Source organism: Nonomuraea wenchangensis (assembly GCF_900111685.1).
Lineage (GTDB): Bacteria > Actinomycetota > Actinomycetes > Streptosporangiales > Streptosporangiaceae > Nonomuraea > Nonomuraea wenchangensis.
This window is the reverse complement of record NZ_FOHX01000004.1, coordinates 248,360-265,042: the sequence shown is the minus strand read 5'-3', so window position 1 is coordinate 265,042 and position 16,683 is coordinate 248,360. Positions and strand designations below refer to the sequence as shown.

At 63.6% G+C, this 16,683-nt stretch carries 18 protein-coding genes; 7 read left to right on the top strand and 11 right to left on the bottom strand.

The features are described 5' to 3' along the window. Positions 1-72: 72 nt before the first annotated feature. Positions 73-963, top strand: coding sequence for an LLM class flavin-dependent oxidoreductase (locus BMW85_RS13685; protein WP_091081265.1), 891 nt, complete (start codon positions 73-75; stop codon positions 961-963). Here the strand turns inward: BMW85_RS13685 and BMW85_RS13680 are convergent. The 3 genes from BMW85_RS13680 to BMW85_RS13670 form a co-directional block, all read right to left on the bottom strand. Then, the gene (locus BMW85_RS13680) at positions 960-1,322 is read right to left on the bottom strand and encodes a hypothetical protein (protein WP_091081264.1); all 363 of its coding nucleotides are present in this window, start codon (positions 1,320-1,322) and stop codon (positions 960-962) included. The genes BMW85_RS13685 and BMW85_RS13680 overlap by 4 nt on opposite strands. Positions 1,323-1,408: 86 nt before the next feature. Beyond that, on the bottom strand, positions 1,409-1,846 hold the full coding sequence (locus BMW85_RS13675) for a VOC family protein (RefSeq protein WP_091081262.1): 438 nt from the start codon (positions 1,844-1,846) through the stop codon (positions 1,409-1,411). Next, positions 1,836-2,429: a DinB family protein gene (locus tag BMW85_RS13670; RefSeq protein WP_218155770.1), complete on the bottom strand. Its 594-nt coding sequence runs from the start codon at positions 2,427-2,429 to the stop codon at positions 1,836-1,838. Before BMW85_RS13670 ends, BMW85_RS13675 begins: the two co-directional genes overlap by 11 nt. A 63-nt stretch (positions 2,430-2,492) precedes the next feature. Between BMW85_RS13670 and BMW85_RS13665 the strand changes: the two genes are divergently transcribed. After that, positions 2,493-3,542, top strand: a complete 1,050-nt coding sequence (locus tag BMW85_RS13665; protein WP_091081261.1) for a helix-turn-helix transcriptional regulator — start codon at positions 2,493-2,495, stop codon at positions 3,540-3,542. Here the strand turns inward: BMW85_RS13665 and BMW85_RS13660 are convergent. Then, a complete protein-coding gene (locus BMW85_RS13660; RefSeq protein ID WP_177240666.1) occupies positions 3,539-3,925 on the bottom strand; it encodes a PepSY domain-containing protein in 387 nt (128 codons plus the stop codon). The two genes, BMW85_RS13665 and BMW85_RS13660, sit on opposite strands and share 4 nt — an antisense overlap. A 179-nt stretch (positions 3,926-4,104) precedes the next feature. Here BMW85_RS13660 and BMW85_RS48405 point away from each other — a divergent pair, with 179 nt between their 5' ends. Then, positions 4,105-4,329 (top strand): hypothetical protein, encoded by a 225-nt coding sequence (locus tag BMW85_RS48405; RefSeq protein WP_143082270.1) that lies wholly within the window; start codon positions 4,105-4,107, stop codon positions 4,327-4,329. Between the two features lie 85 nt (positions 4,330-4,414). On the opposite strand, the gene BMW85_RS13655 is transcribed toward BMW85_RS48405, so the two are convergent. Continuing rightward, on the bottom strand, positions 4,415-4,855 hold the full coding sequence (locus tag BMW85_RS13655) for an NUDIX domain-containing protein (RefSeq protein WP_091081257.1): 441 nt from the start codon (positions 4,853-4,855) through the stop codon (positions 4,415-4,417). Between the two features lie 75 nt (positions 4,856-4,930). On the opposite strand from BMW85_RS13655, the gene BMW85_RS13650 reads away from it, so the two are divergent. Next, positions 4,931-5,713, top strand: a complete 783-nt coding sequence (locus BMW85_RS13650; RefSeq protein ID WP_091081255.1) for a GntR family transcriptional regulator — start codon at positions 4,931-4,933, stop codon at positions 5,711-5,713. Between the two features lie 155 nt (positions 5,714-5,868). Beyond that, positions 5,869-6,111: a hypothetical protein gene (locus tag BMW85_RS13645; RefSeq protein WP_091081253.1), complete on the top strand. Its 243-nt coding sequence runs from the start codon at positions 5,869-5,871 to the stop codon at positions 6,109-6,111. Positions 6,112-6,945: 834 nt separating this feature from the next. Here the strand turns inward: BMW85_RS13645 and BMW85_RS48400 are convergent. Both BMW85_RS48400 and BMW85_RS13640 read right to left on the bottom strand, forming a co-directional pair. Then, on the bottom strand, positions 6,946-7,644 hold the full coding sequence (locus BMW85_RS48400; protein ID WP_143082269.1) for a hypothetical protein: 699 nt from the start codon (positions 7,642-7,644) through the stop codon (positions 6,946-6,948). Further along, positions 7,641-9,710 (bottom strand): CHAT domain-containing protein, encoded by a 2,070-nt coding sequence (locus tag BMW85_RS13640; RefSeq protein ID WP_177240665.1) that lies wholly within the window; start codon positions 9,708-9,710, stop codon positions 7,641-7,643. The genes BMW85_RS48400 and BMW85_RS13640 overlap by 4 nt, the downstream gene beginning before the upstream one ends. A gap of 573 nt (positions 9,711-10,283) precedes the next feature. Here BMW85_RS13640 and BMW85_RS13635 point away from each other — a divergent pair. Continuing rightward, positions 10,284-10,472, top strand: a complete 189-nt coding sequence (locus tag BMW85_RS13635; RefSeq protein ID WP_091081250.1) for a hypothetical protein — start codon at positions 10,284-10,286, stop codon at positions 10,470-10,472. A gap of 105 nt (positions 10,473-10,577) precedes the next feature. Here BMW85_RS13635 and BMW85_RS48395 read toward each other — a convergent pair whose 3' ends face one another. Beyond that, on the bottom strand, positions 10,578-10,778 hold the full coding sequence (locus BMW85_RS48395) for a hypothetical protein (RefSeq protein WP_143082267.1): 201 nt from the start codon (positions 10,776-10,778) through the stop codon (positions 10,578-10,580). 139 nt (positions 10,779-10,917) lie between these two features. Here BMW85_RS48395 and BMW85_RS49540 point away from each other — a divergent pair, with 139 nt between their 5' ends. Beyond that, a complete protein-coding gene (locus BMW85_RS49540) occupies positions 10,918-11,082 on the top strand; it encodes a hypothetical protein (RefSeq protein WP_177240664.1) in 165 nt (54 codons plus the stop codon). A gap of 479 nt (positions 11,083-11,561) precedes the next feature. On the opposite strand, the gene BMW85_RS13630 is transcribed toward BMW85_RS49540, so the two are convergent. The 3 genes from BMW85_RS13630 to BMW85_RS48385 form a co-directional block, all read right to left on the bottom strand. Then, the gene (locus BMW85_RS13630) at positions 11,562-12,125 is read right to left on the bottom strand and encodes a hypothetical protein (RefSeq protein WP_143082266.1); all 564 of its coding nucleotides are present in this window, start codon (positions 12,123-12,125) and stop codon (positions 11,562-11,564) included. Positions 12,126-13,095: 970 nt separating this feature from the next. Further along, the gene (locus tag BMW85_RS48390) at positions 13,096-15,498 is read right to left on the bottom strand and encodes a hypothetical protein (protein ID WP_143082265.1); all 2,403 of its coding nucleotides are present in this window, start codon (positions 15,496-15,498) and stop codon (positions 13,096-13,098) included. A gap of 441 nt (positions 15,499-15,939) precedes the next feature. After that, on the bottom strand, positions 15,940-16,668 hold the full coding sequence (locus BMW85_RS48385) for an XRE family transcriptional regulator (RefSeq protein WP_143082264.1): 729 nt from the start codon (positions 16,666-16,668) through the stop codon (positions 15,940-15,942). Between the last annotated feature and the right edge of the window lie 15 nt (positions 16,669-16,683).

The following is a 16,683-nucleotide window of genomic DNA, read 5'->3' as shown; positions in this document are numbered from 1 at the left end:
TTGACGATTTCTCGCGCGGACGCAAGCACTCCGTTGACATCAACCGAACTTGAGCTTGCATGGTGGATCCCCATGGACCCCTTCACGATCGGCGTCATCCTGCCCGGGATCCCGGTGCAGCGCCGCGACGGCCTCGACCTGCCCGCCGCCGCCCGGCACGCCGAACAGGCCGGCCTCGACGGCGTCTGGCACGGCGACCACCTCGCCGTCGGCGCCCCCACCCTCGACGCGCCCGTCGCCCTCGCCACCGCCGCGGCCGCCACCGGCCGCGTCACCATCGGCACCAGCGTGCTCGTCCCCGCCCTCCGCCCCCTCGCCTGGGCCGCCAAGCAGATCGCGACCCTCCAGCACGTCTCCGGCGGACGCCTCGTCCTCGGCGTCGGCTCCGGCGGCGGGCCGGCGCAGTGGGCCGCCGCCGGGGTGCCGTACGCCGAGCGCGGGGCCCGTACCGACACGGCACTCACGCTGCTCCCCAGTCTCCTGTCCGGCAAGCGGACGCCGCTGCCGGACGGCTCGGCCGCCGAACTGTCCCTGTCCGTGCCGATGCCTCCGTTATTTGTGGGGAACGCCTCCCCCGCCGCCCTGCGCCGGGCCGCCCGTCTCGGCGACGGCTGGTTCCCGTCCCTGATCTCCCCGCGTGCGGTGGCCGACGGGCGCGCGCGGCTGAACGACCTGGCCGCCGGGCACGGCCGCCCCGCGCCCGTCATCGCCATCGGCTGCAGCGCGGCCCTCGGACCCGGCGCGCCCTCCCGGGCCGAACTGGCCGCCGGCATCGCCTCCGCCTACGACCGGCCCGTGGCCGACGTCATGGACATCCCGCTCACCGGAACGCCCGAGCAGGCGGCAGAGAGGCTGGCCGCGTACCGGGAGGCCGGGGCGAGCCACGCGGTCGTCGGGGTGTCGGGCGACGACTGGCGGACCCAGGTGGATTTCCTGGCCCAGGCCCGCGCCCTGCTGTTCTAGGGCCGTAGCCAGCGAAGGGCCGCGTCGAGGCAGTCCTCCGGGCTGGTGTTGAAGGCGATGGCCGCGTCCGGCGCGTGCTGCCGCACCAGGTTGATCATGCGCTCGAAGATCTGCAGTGCCGGCTCATGCCCGCGGATGCCGCCGCCGATCACCACGCACTCATGGCCGCCCCGGCTCAGCGCCTCCACCAGCGCCCCCTCGGGGTCCGCGGCGAGGTCGACCAGACAATAGTCGGCCTCGACGCCATGCTCGGCGAACCTGGCCCGGCCGCGGGCGATGGCCGCCTGCACCGGCTCAGGATCCCAGTCCTTCAACGTGGCCGGATCGAGCCCGACCACCAGCACCCGCGCCGCCGCCATCCGCCTCGCCCTCTCAACAACTCTTGGTCACCAGCACATCAGCATGGCACTCCTGCTCCAGCGAGCACCAGCCTGCGAACCGAAGGTCAGTCGAGGCAGAACTCGTTCCCCTCCGGGTCGGCCATGATGATGTGCCCGCCGGCCAGCGGAGGGGCCGGCTCGTGCCGCTCCAGCCGCGTCGCGCCATGCCCCACCAGCCGCTCGGCCTCCGCCTCCAGCGCCGCCATGCGCTCCTCACCCGCGAGGCCCGGCGCGGCCCGTACGTCGAGGTGCAGCCGGTTCTTGACCTGCTTGCCCTCCGGCACCCGCTGGAAGAACAGCCGCGGCCCGGCCCCCTCCGGATCGAGGATGGCGGAGGCGTCGTTGCGCCGCTCGGGCGGCACCCCCATCGCCTCCAACGCCTCCTCCCAGGACGCGAAGCCGGGCGGCGGGTCCTGCAGCCGGTAGCCGAGCACCTCCGCCCAGAACGCCGACAGCTTCGCCGGATCCGCGCAGTCGAACGTGATCTGCACCTCAAGCGCCATGGTCGTTTGTCTCCTTTCGTCCGGTCGTGTGCAGGTAGAGGTCACGGAGCAGGCACACCTCGGACAGGTGGTGGATCAGCTCCCTGTTGATGTGCAGCACCAGCGCCGCCATGGGATGGGCGGCCCACTCGCCCTCCGCCTCGCCGCAGGGACGGGCGAGGCCGGTCTCGCCGAGCGCCTCGACGCCGGCCGTCCACCTCGCGTACTCCTCGTCGAGCTGCGCCAGCGCCTCCCCCGCGCTGCCGGCGTACGCGTACGAGTGGTAGTCGGTGGCCGCGCGGCCGAAGTGCCCGGCGTTGCGCACCGCGAGCACGCCGACGATCACGTGCCCGAGCCGCCAGGCGATCGTGGTGAACGGCGGCGGCTCGGGCGGCGGGAACGCGAAGTCGATCGTCACCGCCCCTGTGCCGCCCTGGATCGGCGCGGTCCCGGTCCCCCGGGGCCGCACGTTCCAGGACCCGGGTGCCGGCTCCCAGAAGTACTCCTCGTCACTGAGCCCGTCGAGCCGCGGCCGTAGCTGCTTGGTCCAGTGCCACTCGATCTGATCCCGCACCAGCGGGTTCCAGCTGATTTCTCTCGTCACAGCCCTCACCCTTCCTCCCTTCCCGGACAGCTACGGTCCGCGATCCATGAAACCCTGACGTACGTGACCGTCGAGGGAACCACCGAACGCGTCCTCCGCCTGCTCGCCCTGCTCCAGCGCCGCCCGTCCTGGACCGCCACCGAGCTGGCCGCCGAGCTGCGCGTCACCGACCGCTCCATCCGCCGTGACGTCGAACGCCTGCGCGCCCTCGGCTACCCGGTGCACGCCACGGCAGGCGTCGGCGGCGGCTACCAGCTCGGCGCGGGCACCCGGCTGCCGCCGCTACTCCTCGACGACGAGGAGGCGATCGCGACCGCGGTGTCCCTGCGGCTGGCGTCCGGCGGCACGATCGCAGGCGCGGGCGAGGCGGCCCTGCGCGCCCTCGCCAAGCTCGACCAGGTGATGCCGCCCCGGCTGCGCGCCGAGGTCCGGGCCGTGCACGGCGCCATGGACACCCTGGTCGGCCCCGGGATCGAGATCGACCCTGAGCTGCTGGTGACGCTCGCCCGCGCCTGCCGCGACGCGGTCCGCGTCCGCTTCCACTACACCGCCCGCTACCCGGCCCGCGACGGCGAGCCCCGCGACGACCGGCCGCCGCAGGAACGAACGGTCGAGCCGGTACGCCTGGTCGCCACCGCCCGCCGCTGGTACCTCATGGCCTGGGACATCGACCGCGACGACTGGCGCACCTTCCGCCTCGACCGCATGCGCGACGTGACCGCCACGACCTGGCGTTTCCGCCCCCGGGACCACCCCGACCCGGCCGCCTACGTCCAGCGCTCCGTGACCGAGTCCCCCTACCGCCACCACGCCCGCGTACGCCTGCGCGCCCACCCCGACCAGGTCCGCGACCGGATCCCCCCGCAGGTGGGCCGCGTCGAGCCCGACCCCGAGAGGGACGGCTGGTGCCTGCTCACGGCCGGAGGCGACGACCTGAACTGGCTCGCCGTACACATCGCCGCCCTCGGCTTCGAGACCCAGATCCTCGACCCCCCTGGACTCCGCGAGGCCGCCGCCCGCCTCGCCCACAACCTGACCGCCATGTCCACCCCGGAGGCCGACGACGGTGAGCGGACGCCCGCCGACGGATGGGCCGATCCGCCCCCTTCCTAACCGTTCTTGGTCACGGCGCCGCTCCTCGCATCAACCTTGACCCCACGCCAGACGCCTTCCGAGGTGAGAACGTCGGCATCCCACACGAGGGCATCGTCGCCGTACCGGTCCAGACTCATGTGGGTGATCCTGCCTTCCGGCACCACGGAGGACACCTTCGCCGCCGCATCGTCAAAGCTGAGCCGGGCGTCCTTGCTGATCCCCAGCACCCTGGCCTTCTCGCCCTGCCCAGTGTCCTTGACCCTGACCCCCGAGACCCTCCCCAAGTCGTCCACCTCCAGCAGCCGCTCGGTACCGTCGGGCCCGGCAAGCTGCACCTCCCAGAGCCGACCGCCGTTGTTCGACTGAACCGAGAGAACCTTGGAGCCCTTGACGGCGTCCATGGCCGCGGCACTCGCCCTCTCGCCCCCCGCAGTGCCACCCGGCGGCTCCGACGGCGTCATGAGACCCGCCACGGCATGGGGGTCGGCCTGGGTGCGGACGCTCCCGCAGCCCGCAGCCGCGACCAGAGCCGAGCCCAGGAAAATGGTGTTGATGATGCTGATCGATACGTCATCATCGTGTGGCCCGACCGACCGCGAAAGGCAGCCGCGTGAACCACAACCGTAACGGTTACTTGGTCCCTCTGATCCTCGGCTGGGTCATCGTCGTCCTGGGCGGGTGCGGGATCGCTGTCAGCGACGTGGGGAGCGAGGGCGTCCCTGGAGTGATCGTCATCATGTCCGTCGGGCTGGCATGCTTCCTGACCGCCATCGTCGTGCTGATCGCCGAACGTTGGCCTCGATGAGCAAGTAGCCCGTCGCCTAGTTAGCCGCCCAGAAGGTGGAATGACCAGCAGTGCCCCGTGGCCACCAAACACGCAGCAGGGACACTCACAGACCGGAACCGATGACGTGGACGCCGTCGTGCTGCCGTATGACCGGCCTTCCGTCGCCTTGCATCGCGTCCAAGACTCGGACGGCAAAGGCCTCGACGGAGAGCCCTTTGATCTCCTCCGCTGTAACCCACCGAAAAGCGCGCGTCTCGTCCGTTTCCGTCAAAGCCCCGCCCACAGCTCGGCACCTGAACACGAGTGCGACGATCCCGCGTTCCATGTTCTTGTAGACGCCGGTGAGCAACTCCGGCTCGACTTCGAGGCCCGTCTCCTCCCGGACCTCCCGCCTGAGCCCGCTGACCAGGTCCTCCTCCAGCTCAAGCACGCCACCGGGTGCTTCCCAATGACCGTTGTCCCGCCGCTGGATGAGCAGTGCCCGCTGCTGGTCGTCCACTATGACGCCCGCAACACTGACCGAGTGACGTGAGTCGTGATGCATTGAGATCCTCATTGCCCGAAGGTGGCTAGACTCCCAAGCTAGTACATGTATGTACGAGTAGAGGAGTGAGCCTGAATGACCTTGGCGTTGCCGGGCCTGGATCCCGTCACCGACCGCCCGGTGTTCAAGCAGATCGCCGATCACCTTCGTGATGCCATCGAACAGAGCAGGCTGGAACCCGGAGAGAAGGTACCGTCCGAAGCCAAGCTCATGGCACACTACGGCGTTGCTCGAATGACGATCAGGAACGCGCTCCAAATCCTCCAGACAGAAGGGCTGACCGTAGCAGAGCATGGGCGTGGCGTGTTCGTCCGTTCGAGACCCCAAGTACGTCGCCTCGCGTCCGACCGGTTCGCTCGACGGCACCGCGAGCAAGGCAAGGCCGCATTCATCGCGGAAACAGAGGGCGTCGGCGGCAAGCCGACAGTTGATTCCATCCAGATCAGTGAGACAGAACCGCCGGCCGATGTGGCGCAGCGACTGGGCCTCGGCGAGCGAGACAAGGTGCTCGTCCGCTCACGTCGTTATCTGATCAACGGCCACCCGGTGGAGACAGCGGTTTCCTACCTTCCCGCCTCGATCGCGAGAGGGACACGGATTGCCGAACCTGACACGGGACCGGGCGGCATCTACGCCCGACTGGAGGAGATGGGACACCCGCTCGACCACTTTGATGAGGAGGTCAGGTCCCGAATGCCTATGCGCGAAGAGGTCAAGGCGCTGAAGCTGGCACCCGGCACTCCCGTCTTCCATCTCGTTCGCACTGCGTACGCCGAGGACGGCAGGGCCGTGGAGGTCTGTGACACGGTGATGTCGAGTGACGCCTACGTGCTCTCCTACCAACTCCCAGCGCAATAGCCCTTGCCTCCTCTATACGAGTTTGAGATACATGTGTAACTCCTCTAGTCGAGTAGACGCCTAGGTGAGCTACACTCAAGCCCCGGCACAGCCCTCGTCCTCCAAGCCACGACCCCCAAAGTCCTCCAAGTAGAACTAGGAAGGCCCCGCAACCAGTGAATCCACAGCAGACTCCGGGCTACGAGCTCAGCGCCCTCCGTGCATCGTTCCCCGGCTGGGCCTTCTTCCGCAGCGACACGGGCGCCTTCTACGCGACCCGACGCGGCGTCCAACTCAACGACGTCGAGATCGATGCGGGCCTCCAGCAGACCGTGAGCGCCGACGACGAGGCCACCTTTGTGGCGCTGTTGCACGAACAGCACGTGAGGGGGTGGAGTTGTGGCCGCGCGACCGCCTGATTCAGAGCCATGCAACAACCAGCATGCGAGACCACCGGTCCCAGGGGCGAAGGCGATCGAGTGGGAGCGAAGCCATTCCCGCATGAATCGAGTACGAGTCCGCGCATACACCTGTTCCTGCGTATCGCCCCACTTCGAACTGTGCACAGCAGGCGGACTCTGGTTCGTTCGGCGTTTCACCAAGGGAAACCCGACCGTCACCACCGAGAGCCCTTGGCAGTCGGCCCGCGCCGCCCAAGACCTGTGGACACGCATCTTGACCGGCCAGGCCCAGTAACCGCACATTAACGCTCGCCGTCCCCTGAACGACGTGCTGCAGACTCCGGGCAGCCGGGTTGTGACACCTCTGCACTTCCAGAATCTCCCAAAATGGAGAAAGCCCGCCCACCGGGTGAGGTGGAACGGGCTTTGACCTGTGGAGCCGCCTTGGGGATTCGAACCCCAGACCCCTTCATTACGAGTGAGAACTTGATCGTCCAGGGCTGTCCACAGCCGTCTTCCGGGCCTGATCGGACAGGCTTCGTGAGGCATATCAGTCCATGGTCGTCAAAGGCCGTCCAGACCTGTGGTTAGCATCCGCGTTAGCAAGATCACACAGATGATGTCGAGTCAGGTCTGAGGCTGAGCGTTCCTCACTCGGTCGCGCACCACTGCGGCGCCCCAGCAAGCGGTCATGAAGAACCCGGCCATCATGATCGAAGACACAGCCCCGGTGTTATGCCGGGGCTGAGTGCTGTCTGGTCTCGGTACGGTGAAGCTGGTCTGTGGAATATCATCACAGCTTTACATTGTCCGAGATCACCAGGTCGCGTTTTCTGGCTGCGATAGTCGTCTTTACTGAGACCGGAGATCGATTATTCGAAGTACAGGAGGCAGTTCGGCCCGGTAAGGGATAACACCTAGGTGTCGGTGCCTGACGGTGGCCGCCACAGAAATCCGAGCCTGCGTGGGCGCCCCGGCGGAAGTTTTGACGATGACGGTGAGCGTCTCATCACCGATCAATGGCGTACTGCTGGTCTTACGAAATCTCCATTCAGGATCGCTGTCCCGCTCGCCCATCCCCACTACGAAGAGCTCCTCGTGTTCCCCTTCCGGGGAGAACTCCACGCTGGACTCGACAATGGCAAGTTTAGCGGTCAGTGCGATTCGTGCCGCTCGTCTTGCTGGAACCAAGCGTTTCTTAGGTGAGATCGACCATGCGATCGGTTGCTGATCGTCCGCCTTACCAGGAGACTCCAGCTGTATGCCGACGGCCGCGTCGACGAAGGGATCGCCGTTCCTGGTAGGCCGGAACGCGCACACCAAGCTCAGCATGAAGTAATCGCTGTGGGGTGACTCTGTTTTAAGGAAATCGCTCCACTCCTCTTCGCCCGCTGCAGCCTCCTCTACCGTTAGCGCTCGCACGACCGCGCCGAGAGACACCCTCTCCTTCAGACGGGGCGGTGACGCGGGTGCGTTCAGCCGTGGCTCGGCCACTAGCTCAATGTCATGGAGAGCAGGCGCAGCCGTGTCTAGGTCCAGGTGGTGGATCAAAGTGCTCCTTGAGTCGAGTTTGTAGCGCGCCAGTCACCGATGAAACAGAAAGCGCCCCAATCACGGTAGGCCGGATGAAGGTGGCGCGTGTGGGTCTGCGCAGCTCGGAAGGCGGACCTCCGGTCGGGGTTCGTGGAGAGCTGCTCGTACAGTGCGGTGAAGAAAACCGTAGCCACCTGCGGGTGCACTGGCCAGAGGCATCCGATGACGGCCGAGGCTCCGGCTGCCAGGAGAGCGGCAGGCAGGCCGCGAAGGTTGTCGTTGGGGTCGAACCGGCCCAGCGCCGACTCACACGAACTCATGGTGACAAGTTCGACGCCGCGCAAATCGGTCCGAAGGATGTCGTGGGCAAAGACGCGGCCGTCGGTATCTGCAGCCGGCGACAGGAACAAGCACTGGTACCACGAAGCCCACTCGTTGTGTGCTCCGTGGGCCGCCACATGGACATAGCGAGCGTTGGCGAGGTCGGCGAGGAAGCGGCGGGGCGTAGCAGCGTTTCCTAGCACCGCAGTGCCGCCCATAGCGTTCGCCACCATTGACGCGTGCTGTTCCAAGGATGCCTGGGAGTCTAAGCCGTGCCGGGCTCCACCGTCGGCTGATGCGAACGTGACCAAACCTCGTTTTTCGGGGGATGAGGTGTGAATGGTGGGACGCAGGAAGGACAGGCTCGGTATTTGCGTGACGACCCAGTCATCGGCCACAGGTTTGCCTGCCACAGGAAGGAGGTTGAAGGGCACATAGTGCAATGGCCCGTTCGGCCAGATACACAGGTGACGTTTCCCCTGCGCGCGCCAACGGGGCAGGCAAGCTGCGAGACCAGCGAGGTAGTGGTGGCTTGCCTCGGACAGCTGCAGCTGGGCATCACGGCTCACCGGGCGGTGCAGTGGGTCGGCGACTATGGCTTGCCGCAGCGCCGCGATAGGGCCGGCCGAAGGATGGGCGAAGAGCGTATGCCCTGCGCGAGTGAACTGCATCAGCCCACCGTGGATGTCTTTTACAACCATGGCGCGGTGATCAAATCCCTCGCGGGTCACGGCTAGGCCCTGGGTGCTTGCTTGCGGTGTGCCAGTGGTGCCGTCGCGCATCTCTGCAAGAAACAGGGAGATCAGTACGGTGTCCTCGGGCAACACTGCCTGCACTTCGTCAAGCCCAACTAGGCGGTTCCGCACTAGATTCCGGGTCATATGGAGCTCACGACTGATCCAGCGATCAGTTACACGCTGCAGATTGCGTTGCCATGCATCGGGGTCACTCTCCGGTTCGGCTTCGCCGGAACCCACGTAGTAGAGCATGGCACTCTCGACACCGAAAGGAAACTCTGGATCAGGAGGGAGAGACGCACGAGTCTCGGCCTTGTCCAGTTGTTGGTGGAGCCGCGAGGAAGGTATGAGCGGGCCGGGAGATTCTATGGCCAGAGTGAAGTCCATGCCCTTGGCCGCTTGGTGCAGGAGAATCATCGCGTTGAGGTCCACTGTTGAACCGCACATAGTATACCCGAGGCGCTGATACAGGCCGTGGAGCTGCCAGCCGATCGTCTCGTCCGTGCTCGCCCTCAGAGCTATCGAACCCTGGATCAATGCTGAGGCTGCTCGGCTCGCAGCTACGCCTTCATACTTCTGCACACATTTCAACCCATTGTGAAGACAACTGAGGGCTAGATCGTCTTGCTCGCATAGGACGAACTGGGCAGCGGCCACCGCGAAGTGTTCAGCGGCAGCTTCCCAAGCCTTGGCACCTTCGGCACGCGTCGCCATATCGTGAACCAGGCAAGCGAGGAGATAGGCGACGGCCTCGACGTATCGATTGCCCCACTCCGCTGGGCCCGTTTGCAACGCTTCGACTATCAGTGCCCGACCGAACTCCTGCTCACCGTCTTTCATTGAGTGCGCGGCCAAGTGGACGAGCGTTGCCGCACGCTCCTCCGGAGTCCACTTCTCGGTCTGCATCAGGGAGCGGAGCTGCGCCTCCGAGGTGCGCGTGGGAACTTCTCTCGGAGGGCAACGGAACCGATTCCCGGGCAGGTAGTGGACTTGATTGGTCCAGCGCAGGCGAAGTTCCTCGCTCATGTAGGTCTCTTCCCTAGGCGCCATCAACAGCGGCACCTTCCTACCACGCGACACCTTGTCAGCGATGTCTCTGGTTGCGTTGCTGCTCGGGACAGTGGCGAGCTGCGGATATACCACCAAGATCGTCCCACGTATGTCTCACATGTGACCTGATTGCGGTCATCACCTCATCCGATGGCAAGCCGACCGGGAGCGCAGGGCCGCCAGGTCCGAGACATCCGGAAGCGGCACGGCAGCCTGACCTTCCGCTTTTCAGGCGGACCGATCGCCCTGCTCGGTTGATCGAGACCGCGGTCAGGCGCATGTGGACGGTGGCGCGAATACGTGGGCGTGTGAGGACGTTGCTGTCAGCACTGCTGTCACCTCAGCCATGGTTACCCCGGTGGCAGGGCTCGACGGAGGAGGGCCTTGCCGGCGATCGCCCCAACCCGTTTGGCGGGCACCGAAGTCGGGTGCGGCTTACGGGTGAGCCTGCCGGGCAGTGGGCGTGCAGTTGCACCGCCCGCCCCGGCGTCTGGCGTGGGTTGGTCCTCCTAGGGACACTGGCGGTACGTCAGCGGCGAGGAGGAGCCAATGGAGCCGTTCGGGAAGACCGACTACGAGACCGACGCTCGGAAGGCGCTGCAGAAGGGCGAGGTCGACAAGGCGCAGGTGTATGCGACCCTGCATCAGGCGCAGGTGCTCAAGGCTGGGCTTGAAGCGGTCAAGAACAAGATCGATAGCTTCAAGGAGATGCTCGAGCACTACGTAAGCAAGCAATAAGGCGTTGATACGCGCGGCCCCACTCGGGGTCCGGCAACGCCGCGTGGGCCGGGCGGGTGGCGGGGCTTGTAGTCATACCGTCCCGCCCGGGGCTTTACGTGATGCCTACGACGACGTCAGGGCTTCAGCTCTCACCGCTGCCCAATCGTTCCACGCTTCGGCTTCCGCCTTGCGGGCCGCGTCAACTTTCTCAGCGTCGTCTGGACAGATCAGAGGCTTGGGGCCCATGACAAGGTCGCGAAGTTCACTGTCGGCGGCGGCCCACTTGTCCCGTGCCGCTCGATATCGATTTTCATATTCGCTCATGTCCGGAAACCTAGGGCGTCGCGACCCTTAACCCACAGGACCGCGTACGGCGTGTCGCGTGCTGGTCTGCCCACCCCCGGGAATGGGCAGGTTCAGTACCCCAGGACGTAAGCCCGTCGAAGGCTCTAGCCTCCGTCTCGTGCTTATCAAATGCCAGTACGGCGACGCAGACGGTCATGTTGGCGACTACGAGTTGGACATCGACGGAGCAGTCACGATCGGGTTCCAGAAGTACCTGGTGACCAAGGAGGAGGTGAACACGTCGCGCGGCCTTGCGCGTGTGGCCACGTGGATCTGGGACTGACCTAGGTGGCGCACGGTCCCGCTCGGGGGGCGGGTCGCCGACGTCGCCTGGTGCCTGCTTTCAGTCTGACTGCTGGCAGCCATCTCTAGGGCCCTGGATTGTCGTTTCGAGCACGAGAGCCCGCCTCTTGGCTTCTTCCCCTACCCGCTCTCCGGGCAATCGCTTTCTGGCCAGCACGCGGGAGATGTGGAGACAGGTACAGGGCGCCAACGAGCCAGTGGAGTTGGTGGAGCGGGTTGCCGCGATCGACATCACCATTCTCTGGATCTGGTTAGTGCCCTCGTAGATCTGGGTGATCTCCGACCTGCGATTCATTCACCTGCGGATACGGCCCGATCCTGTCGATGACCAGCGGTTACGCTTGCTGGCGTCTCACATCACTTCTCGCCGGTTCCGGTGCTCCCACGGAACAGCGACGGAACAAGGGCAGGCATGGAGGCGGTCTTTGTAGATCCGCGTGAATGCCTACTTCCTGTCGATCATGGAGTTTGGCTCGCACGCCGAGACTGCGCGATGCTGGTCAGAACTGCCACCATGGCACCGAAGGCAAAGAACGGCAGTAGCCACCCGAGGTGCCAAGGTAGTCCGGCCAGCTCCTCGGGAACCCCGTTGAGAAAGATGCCACCGCCGATCAAGGGAAGACCGCGGGCGTCAACGCGGGCAGCTCGCTGATCTTTCTGGTCGATGAGCGCTCGGAGCTGGTCAAGCCTCTGCTCCAGAGTTTGGGACAGCTCGGTGATGGCCGCCTTCCGTGCTCTCCCCTCGTCAGATAAGGCGTTGACCATCTCGTTCAGGCGGATCTCGATGTTCTCGATGTAAGCCCGCAGCGCTTTGACTTGTTCCGCCACGGATGCCTCCTCATCCAACGCCCAACCGGCCTTCGTAACCGTGACGGCCTCGGATGCGCTTCCAATGTCCCCGATTCCACTCACTTGGATGACTTGCGCGCGCTTGGTTAGCCTGTTGTAGCTTGTGACGATCCAACCTCTCACCGAGTTGTAGATCATCCGAGCACCATCAGGAGCGGCGACGATGGCGCCCACGAGAGCGACAACAACCCCCACCCATCGGTTCACCGCAGCGAGGACCGTCGCCTCCGTGAGAGCATTCGCACCGTTCATAGGGGATTAGGCTAGTGCCGTTCAATGCCATTCCGCGCCGGTTGCCCCTTCTCCGCTCTGCCCTGCCGTACCTCCCTGCTGGACAGCAGATCACAGCAATCGGCGTATCCAGTGCCAAGCCGGCCCGGAGAGCAGGCCCGCTAGGCGCGAGCGCCGAAAGCGGTGCGGCAGCCCGACCTTCCGCTTTTCAGGCGGACCGACTGCCCTGGTATCCGTGGTGCCGTCCAAAGTCACCGGTGGTGTGAGGCTGCCGTCGTGTGCTTGTGGTGGTCGACGTTGTCGTCACCATTGTCGTCAGCTCCCGCACTGCCACAGCCATGGCCACCCAGTGCCGAATCCCGACGTAGGAAGGGCTTGGCGTCGATCGCCCCGGCCACGAACGGCGCGCACCGAAGTACGCGATCGTAACGGCCTCGGCCACTACGCAACCATTTAATCCGTAGTCAAGCGGAGGGCAGTGATCGAGAGCCGGCGCTGCTGCTCAACCGTGTGACGGCGTACGGGACGATCAGGCTGAGTGAGGCGGCGTTGCTGTACTTCCCTGCTGTACAGCAGACCACAGCAACCCGCCTGTCCGGTGGCAAGCCGACCCGGAGCGCAGGGCCGCCAGGCCCGAGCACCGGAAGCGGCGCGGCAGCCTGACCTATCGCTCAGGCGCAGCAACCACCCTGATCGGTCTGGTCAGTCCAAGGTCAGACAGTGGTGTACGGCTACCACGATGGGCAGACCGAAGCCGACGTTGTCGTAAACAGCACCACCCAGGCCGGTGGGAACACCCGACGAAGGAGGGTCGCGGGAGCGATGGCCCACACCCGTACGAAGAGGCACCGGAGTCGGCGATTGTTACGGCAGCAACGCGGTATTCTCCCCAGGTCGACCAACCGCATGACCGTCAACCACTAATATCAGTCTCAGCGGTGGAAGACTCTAGCGAGATCTTCAGGGGTGAACAGTTTGATATTTCATGCACGATCAAAGACAATCGCCCAGACAGTGCAATCTCAGTAGGCTGTGCGTTCAGACGCAATCCTAGAGATTTGACACTAGCTTCCAGTGCTCGAATGTCTTCGCCAACTAACATCAATTCGATCCGCCTAATGACATTTTGTAAATTATGGCGAGTGCGTTCAACATTCCGTGCCGCTCGATGGAGATCGCGCACCATCTCTAGATGCTCTTCAGACTTTCCCCAAAACGGCGAAAGGTCCAACTCCTTATTCTTGCAGTGACTAGAGGCTATATGCTCATGCATATCACAGTAACGGGAGATCGCCGATCTTCCAGAGCCACCTCTGTCACGAAATGCAATTCCGTCCAAGGACTTCCTGTAAAGACCCCATGCTTTCTCGTAGTGGCCGACGGCAGTATCCCAATCCGACACCCATTCCGCTATGGCGCCGAGAACCTTTACGGCATGGCCCTGTCCTGCCCAATCCCCCATCTCCCCATACAGCTTCGAGATTCGTGTATACACGCCTGTAAGTTGGTCAATATTGACATCGTTGGGCAGATCACCTTCTTGCCGCTTGTGATCGTTCATGGCAACTTCGAGTGCCCATGGGATTTCTGCATAGCGCACACGTTCCGCCGTCTGATATAGATCAGTGTGAGGACCATAGTCGTTTTTGTGATAGAGCAAGTCCGCTAGGCCATTTGATACATGTGCGCAACCCCATCCGTCTCTCACAGAGCGGAAGAGACTATCAATCTCGATATACATGTGCGCGGCATCGACCCATTTATCGCTATCAGCAGCTACAGCGCCAAGACTTCGGGACACCAATGCTTTGCCGTCTGAGTCTTTGATCGAGTCGTACAGTGCCCAAGCGCGTTGAAATAGTCCAGCAGCATCCGCATAGTCTCCTTCAGCATAAGTAATATCACCGAGCCCTTTGAGTGCATTAGCCTGCCCTTGCGCATCCTTAGCTTTTTCGCAAAGCATCAGAGCTCGACGAAACGCGATCTTCCCAGCAGAAAGTGCTCCACCCCAATAGGCATGCTCCCCGATGGCCAGGGAATCAGGAGCCCCCGCGTATGCCAGGGCATGCTTGACGAATTCTTCGGATGCATACCACTCATCCTCTTGGTGCTGTTTTAGGTCCACCAAGTAGTCAAATACATCTACCGCCTCTTCTCCCACGAGCAAAGCTGTGGTTCCGTATCGAGGGCGTGTTGCCCACTCCCAAGCATGCTCAATCGACTCTGGCATCAGGCGATTACCACCCGCCTCGTTTAGATAGATCTCATGTAGCCGATTCAATAGTGCACGCGGAATAGATCCGAGAAAGCCCGCTCTTCTGCAATCAATAGCGGCCGATACGAGTGCGGCACCTCTTGGATTGACCCCAATATCCCACGCATTTTCATAGTCGCATTGAAGAGCCGGGCCTGCGGCCAAGTATTCGGTTACGCCGAACGTGTCGCTATGCCGAAGTGCCATCGCAATGCGTGGATCCTCAGTCAGCGCGCGGGCGCGGTCAAGCTCATTATGGGAAAACTTCCTCCACATGCGAATCTGATGCGCTTGTTCAAAAACTTCTCGTACATCGCGTTCTGTTTGCCGACCCGGGCCATCAGGATCAGCGTCTCCCCGCAAAAGGCGTGCTTGCTCAGCCGAACGAATTGTCGCCAGGATTATTTTAGCAGAACCGTTTCCAATAATCAGTCGGGCAATATCTGCTTTCGACAGCCCACCCGGCCGCAGGTAGAATTCGAGGTCATTCAACCACAGAACCGCCTTTCGACAACGCGAAGCGTGAGCGATGGCGACACGGAGTCCATCTACCCCACGTGGTGCAATCAATGTGTGACTGCGAAGCGTGTGGCGCATGGCCTCAAATGCAGCACGCGACTTGCCGGCGGTGGAGTCCCCCACGATCAACACGAAGCCACCTGCTTCGAGTTTCGAGCGCAGCTCCGTATCGACATCCCTCATAATGTAAGGAGGTACGTGCGCTTTGCCCTGTCCGTGATCGGCTAGCGGAATGGAGGGATGAATTCCAAGTGCAATGGGGTCATTGATTTTCCGCACCTTGGGAGGGGCGCCATTCCGAAGAGTGAGACATTCGTCTCTAAGTTTTTGAAATCCATCGTCTCTTGAGGAGACGATCTTTTTGTAGCGGTCCTGCCAAATTCCTGCAAGTACAAGAACTATCGCCGCGCCGGCTGCGGCTCCGCCTAGAATCCATGGGTTGGTTACCTTGGTTGCTGTAAGCACGGCGGGAACTGCGGCAATTACAGTCAATGCTATGGCGACTACAAGAACTCTGCTTTCCCGCCACCGGCCGCCGCCCATTTACCGCCCTCTCTGGAGCGGGGCGGCCAGAATAAAGCTTTTAGGTCCGGCTATTAATGGCAGGATTTCACCGAGGGTCCTATTCATGCTTGTCCTGGTTATTTGTCTCAGTCACGAGAAGGCGCTGCAGTCGGAGGTGCGTTGCATACGCCAGCTTATGGCGCAGGCCACTCGCAGATGACGAAAAACGTGTACCTATGTCTAGCTCGTAATAATCAGCCTGTCGAGCGCCGACATGCTGATCCTCGTGTCGCTTGAGATGTACCTTCCCATCATGGTGGTCAAGCGCGTTGGCGGCGCTGGCCGCGACCGGCCGAAGAGCCGCAGCGCGGCCAGCGACCGCCCCAACGCATGCCGGGCCGCCGAAGGCGGGCCGGCCTTGATGACGTGGAGAGAAGTTGCTTTCTGGTCTGGCCGTAGTTGTGGCTGCTGGGGTTAGAGCTACCGCTTGTGTCGCTGGGCGGTGGTCCAGATGCGGTTGAAGCTGGTGAGGTAAGTGTTCGCCGGTCCCTGATCCTCAGTACTGGTGAGGTGCATGACGGGGGCGTTGGCTGCTGGGGTGCCGTAGGCGTGGGTGTTGATCAGGAGTTGGCTGTCTGCGCGGTAGAGGGAGTTGTAGAGGACGGTGCGGTGGAGTCGGAGTTCGACTCCTCTCACGTCGAGTAGGGGGCGGTACAGCGCCAAGGTGTTCTTCACGCGGGCTGCCATCACCTCGGCGCCGATGCCTTCGTCTTCTCCCCTTGAGGCAACCTCCGAGCCTTCAGGGTCGCCGAGAAGGAGGCGGATTCGGACGCCGGCCTTCGCCTTCTTGGTGATGATGCGGTGGATGGCGGGGTCTTCGGCGAGGAAGAGGGCGCTGTAGGCGAGGATGCCGATTTCTTCGGTGGCGCTGTTGAAGTGGGTGCGCCAGACGGTCTGGGGGATGGCCCAGCGGTGGGGGTAGATGGTGTGGATGCCGTTGGCGAGTAGTTGACACCTTGGGGTGGCTTCTGGCCATAGGTCGGCCTCTTCGATGTTGAGGAGGTCGGCGATGGCCCAGCGGTGGCGGGGATACGGGGTGCGGCCGTTGAGCCATCTGCTGACGGTTTTGGGGTCTACGGCCAGGGCTGCGGCTACGTCGGTGGTGGTGAGGCGGGCTGTGGCCAGTGCGTAGCGGAGGTTGTTGTTCATGACCGGCCTGCTCCT

Bases quoted from the DNA above. Each gene is read 5' to 3' on its own strand.
- BMW85_RS13660 (WP_177240666.1), bottom strand. From the start codon at position 3,925: ATGGACGCCGTCAAGGGCTCCAAGGTTCTCTCGGTTCAGTCGAACAAC.
- BMW85_RS13675 (WP_091081262.1), bottom strand. From the start codon at position 1,846: ATGGCGCTTGAGGTGCAGATCACGTTCGACTGCGCGGATCCGGCGAAG.
- BMW85_RS48390 (WP_143082265.1), bottom strand. From the start codon at position 15,498: ATGGGCGGCGGCCGGTGGCGGGAAAGCAGAGTTCTTGTAGTCGCCATA.
- BMW85_RS13680 (WP_091081264.1), bottom strand. From the start codon at position 1,322: ATGGCGGCGGCGCGGGTGCTGGTGGTCGGGCTCGATCCGGCCACGTTG.
- BMW85_RS48385 (WP_143082264.1), bottom strand. From the start codon at position 16,668: ATGAACAACAACCTCCGCTACGCACTGGCCACAGCCCGCCTCACCACC.
- BMW85_RS13650 (WP_091081255.1), top strand. From the start codon at position 4,931: ATGACCTTGGCGTTGCCGGGCCTGGATCCCGTCACCGACCGCCCGGTG.
- BMW85_RS13655 (WP_091081257.1), bottom strand. From the start codon at position 4,855: ATGCATCACGACTCACGTCACTCGGTCAGTGTTGCGGGCGTCATAGTG.
- BMW85_RS13640 (WP_177240665.1), bottom strand. From the start codon at position 9,710: ATGAGCGAGGAACTTCGCCTGCGCTGGACCAATCAAGTCCACTACCTG.
- BMW85_RS48395 (WP_143082267.1), bottom strand. From the start codon at position 10,778: ATGAGCGAATATGAAAATCGATATCGAGCGGCACGGGACAAGTGGGCC.
- BMW85_RS13685 (WP_091081265.1), top strand. From the start codon at position 73: ATGGACCCCTTCACGATCGGCGTCATCCTGCCCGGGATCCCGGTGCAG.
- BMW85_RS13635 (WP_091081250.1), top strand. From the start codon at position 10,284: ATGGAGCCGTTCGGGAAGACCGACTACGAGACCGACGCTCGGAAGGCG.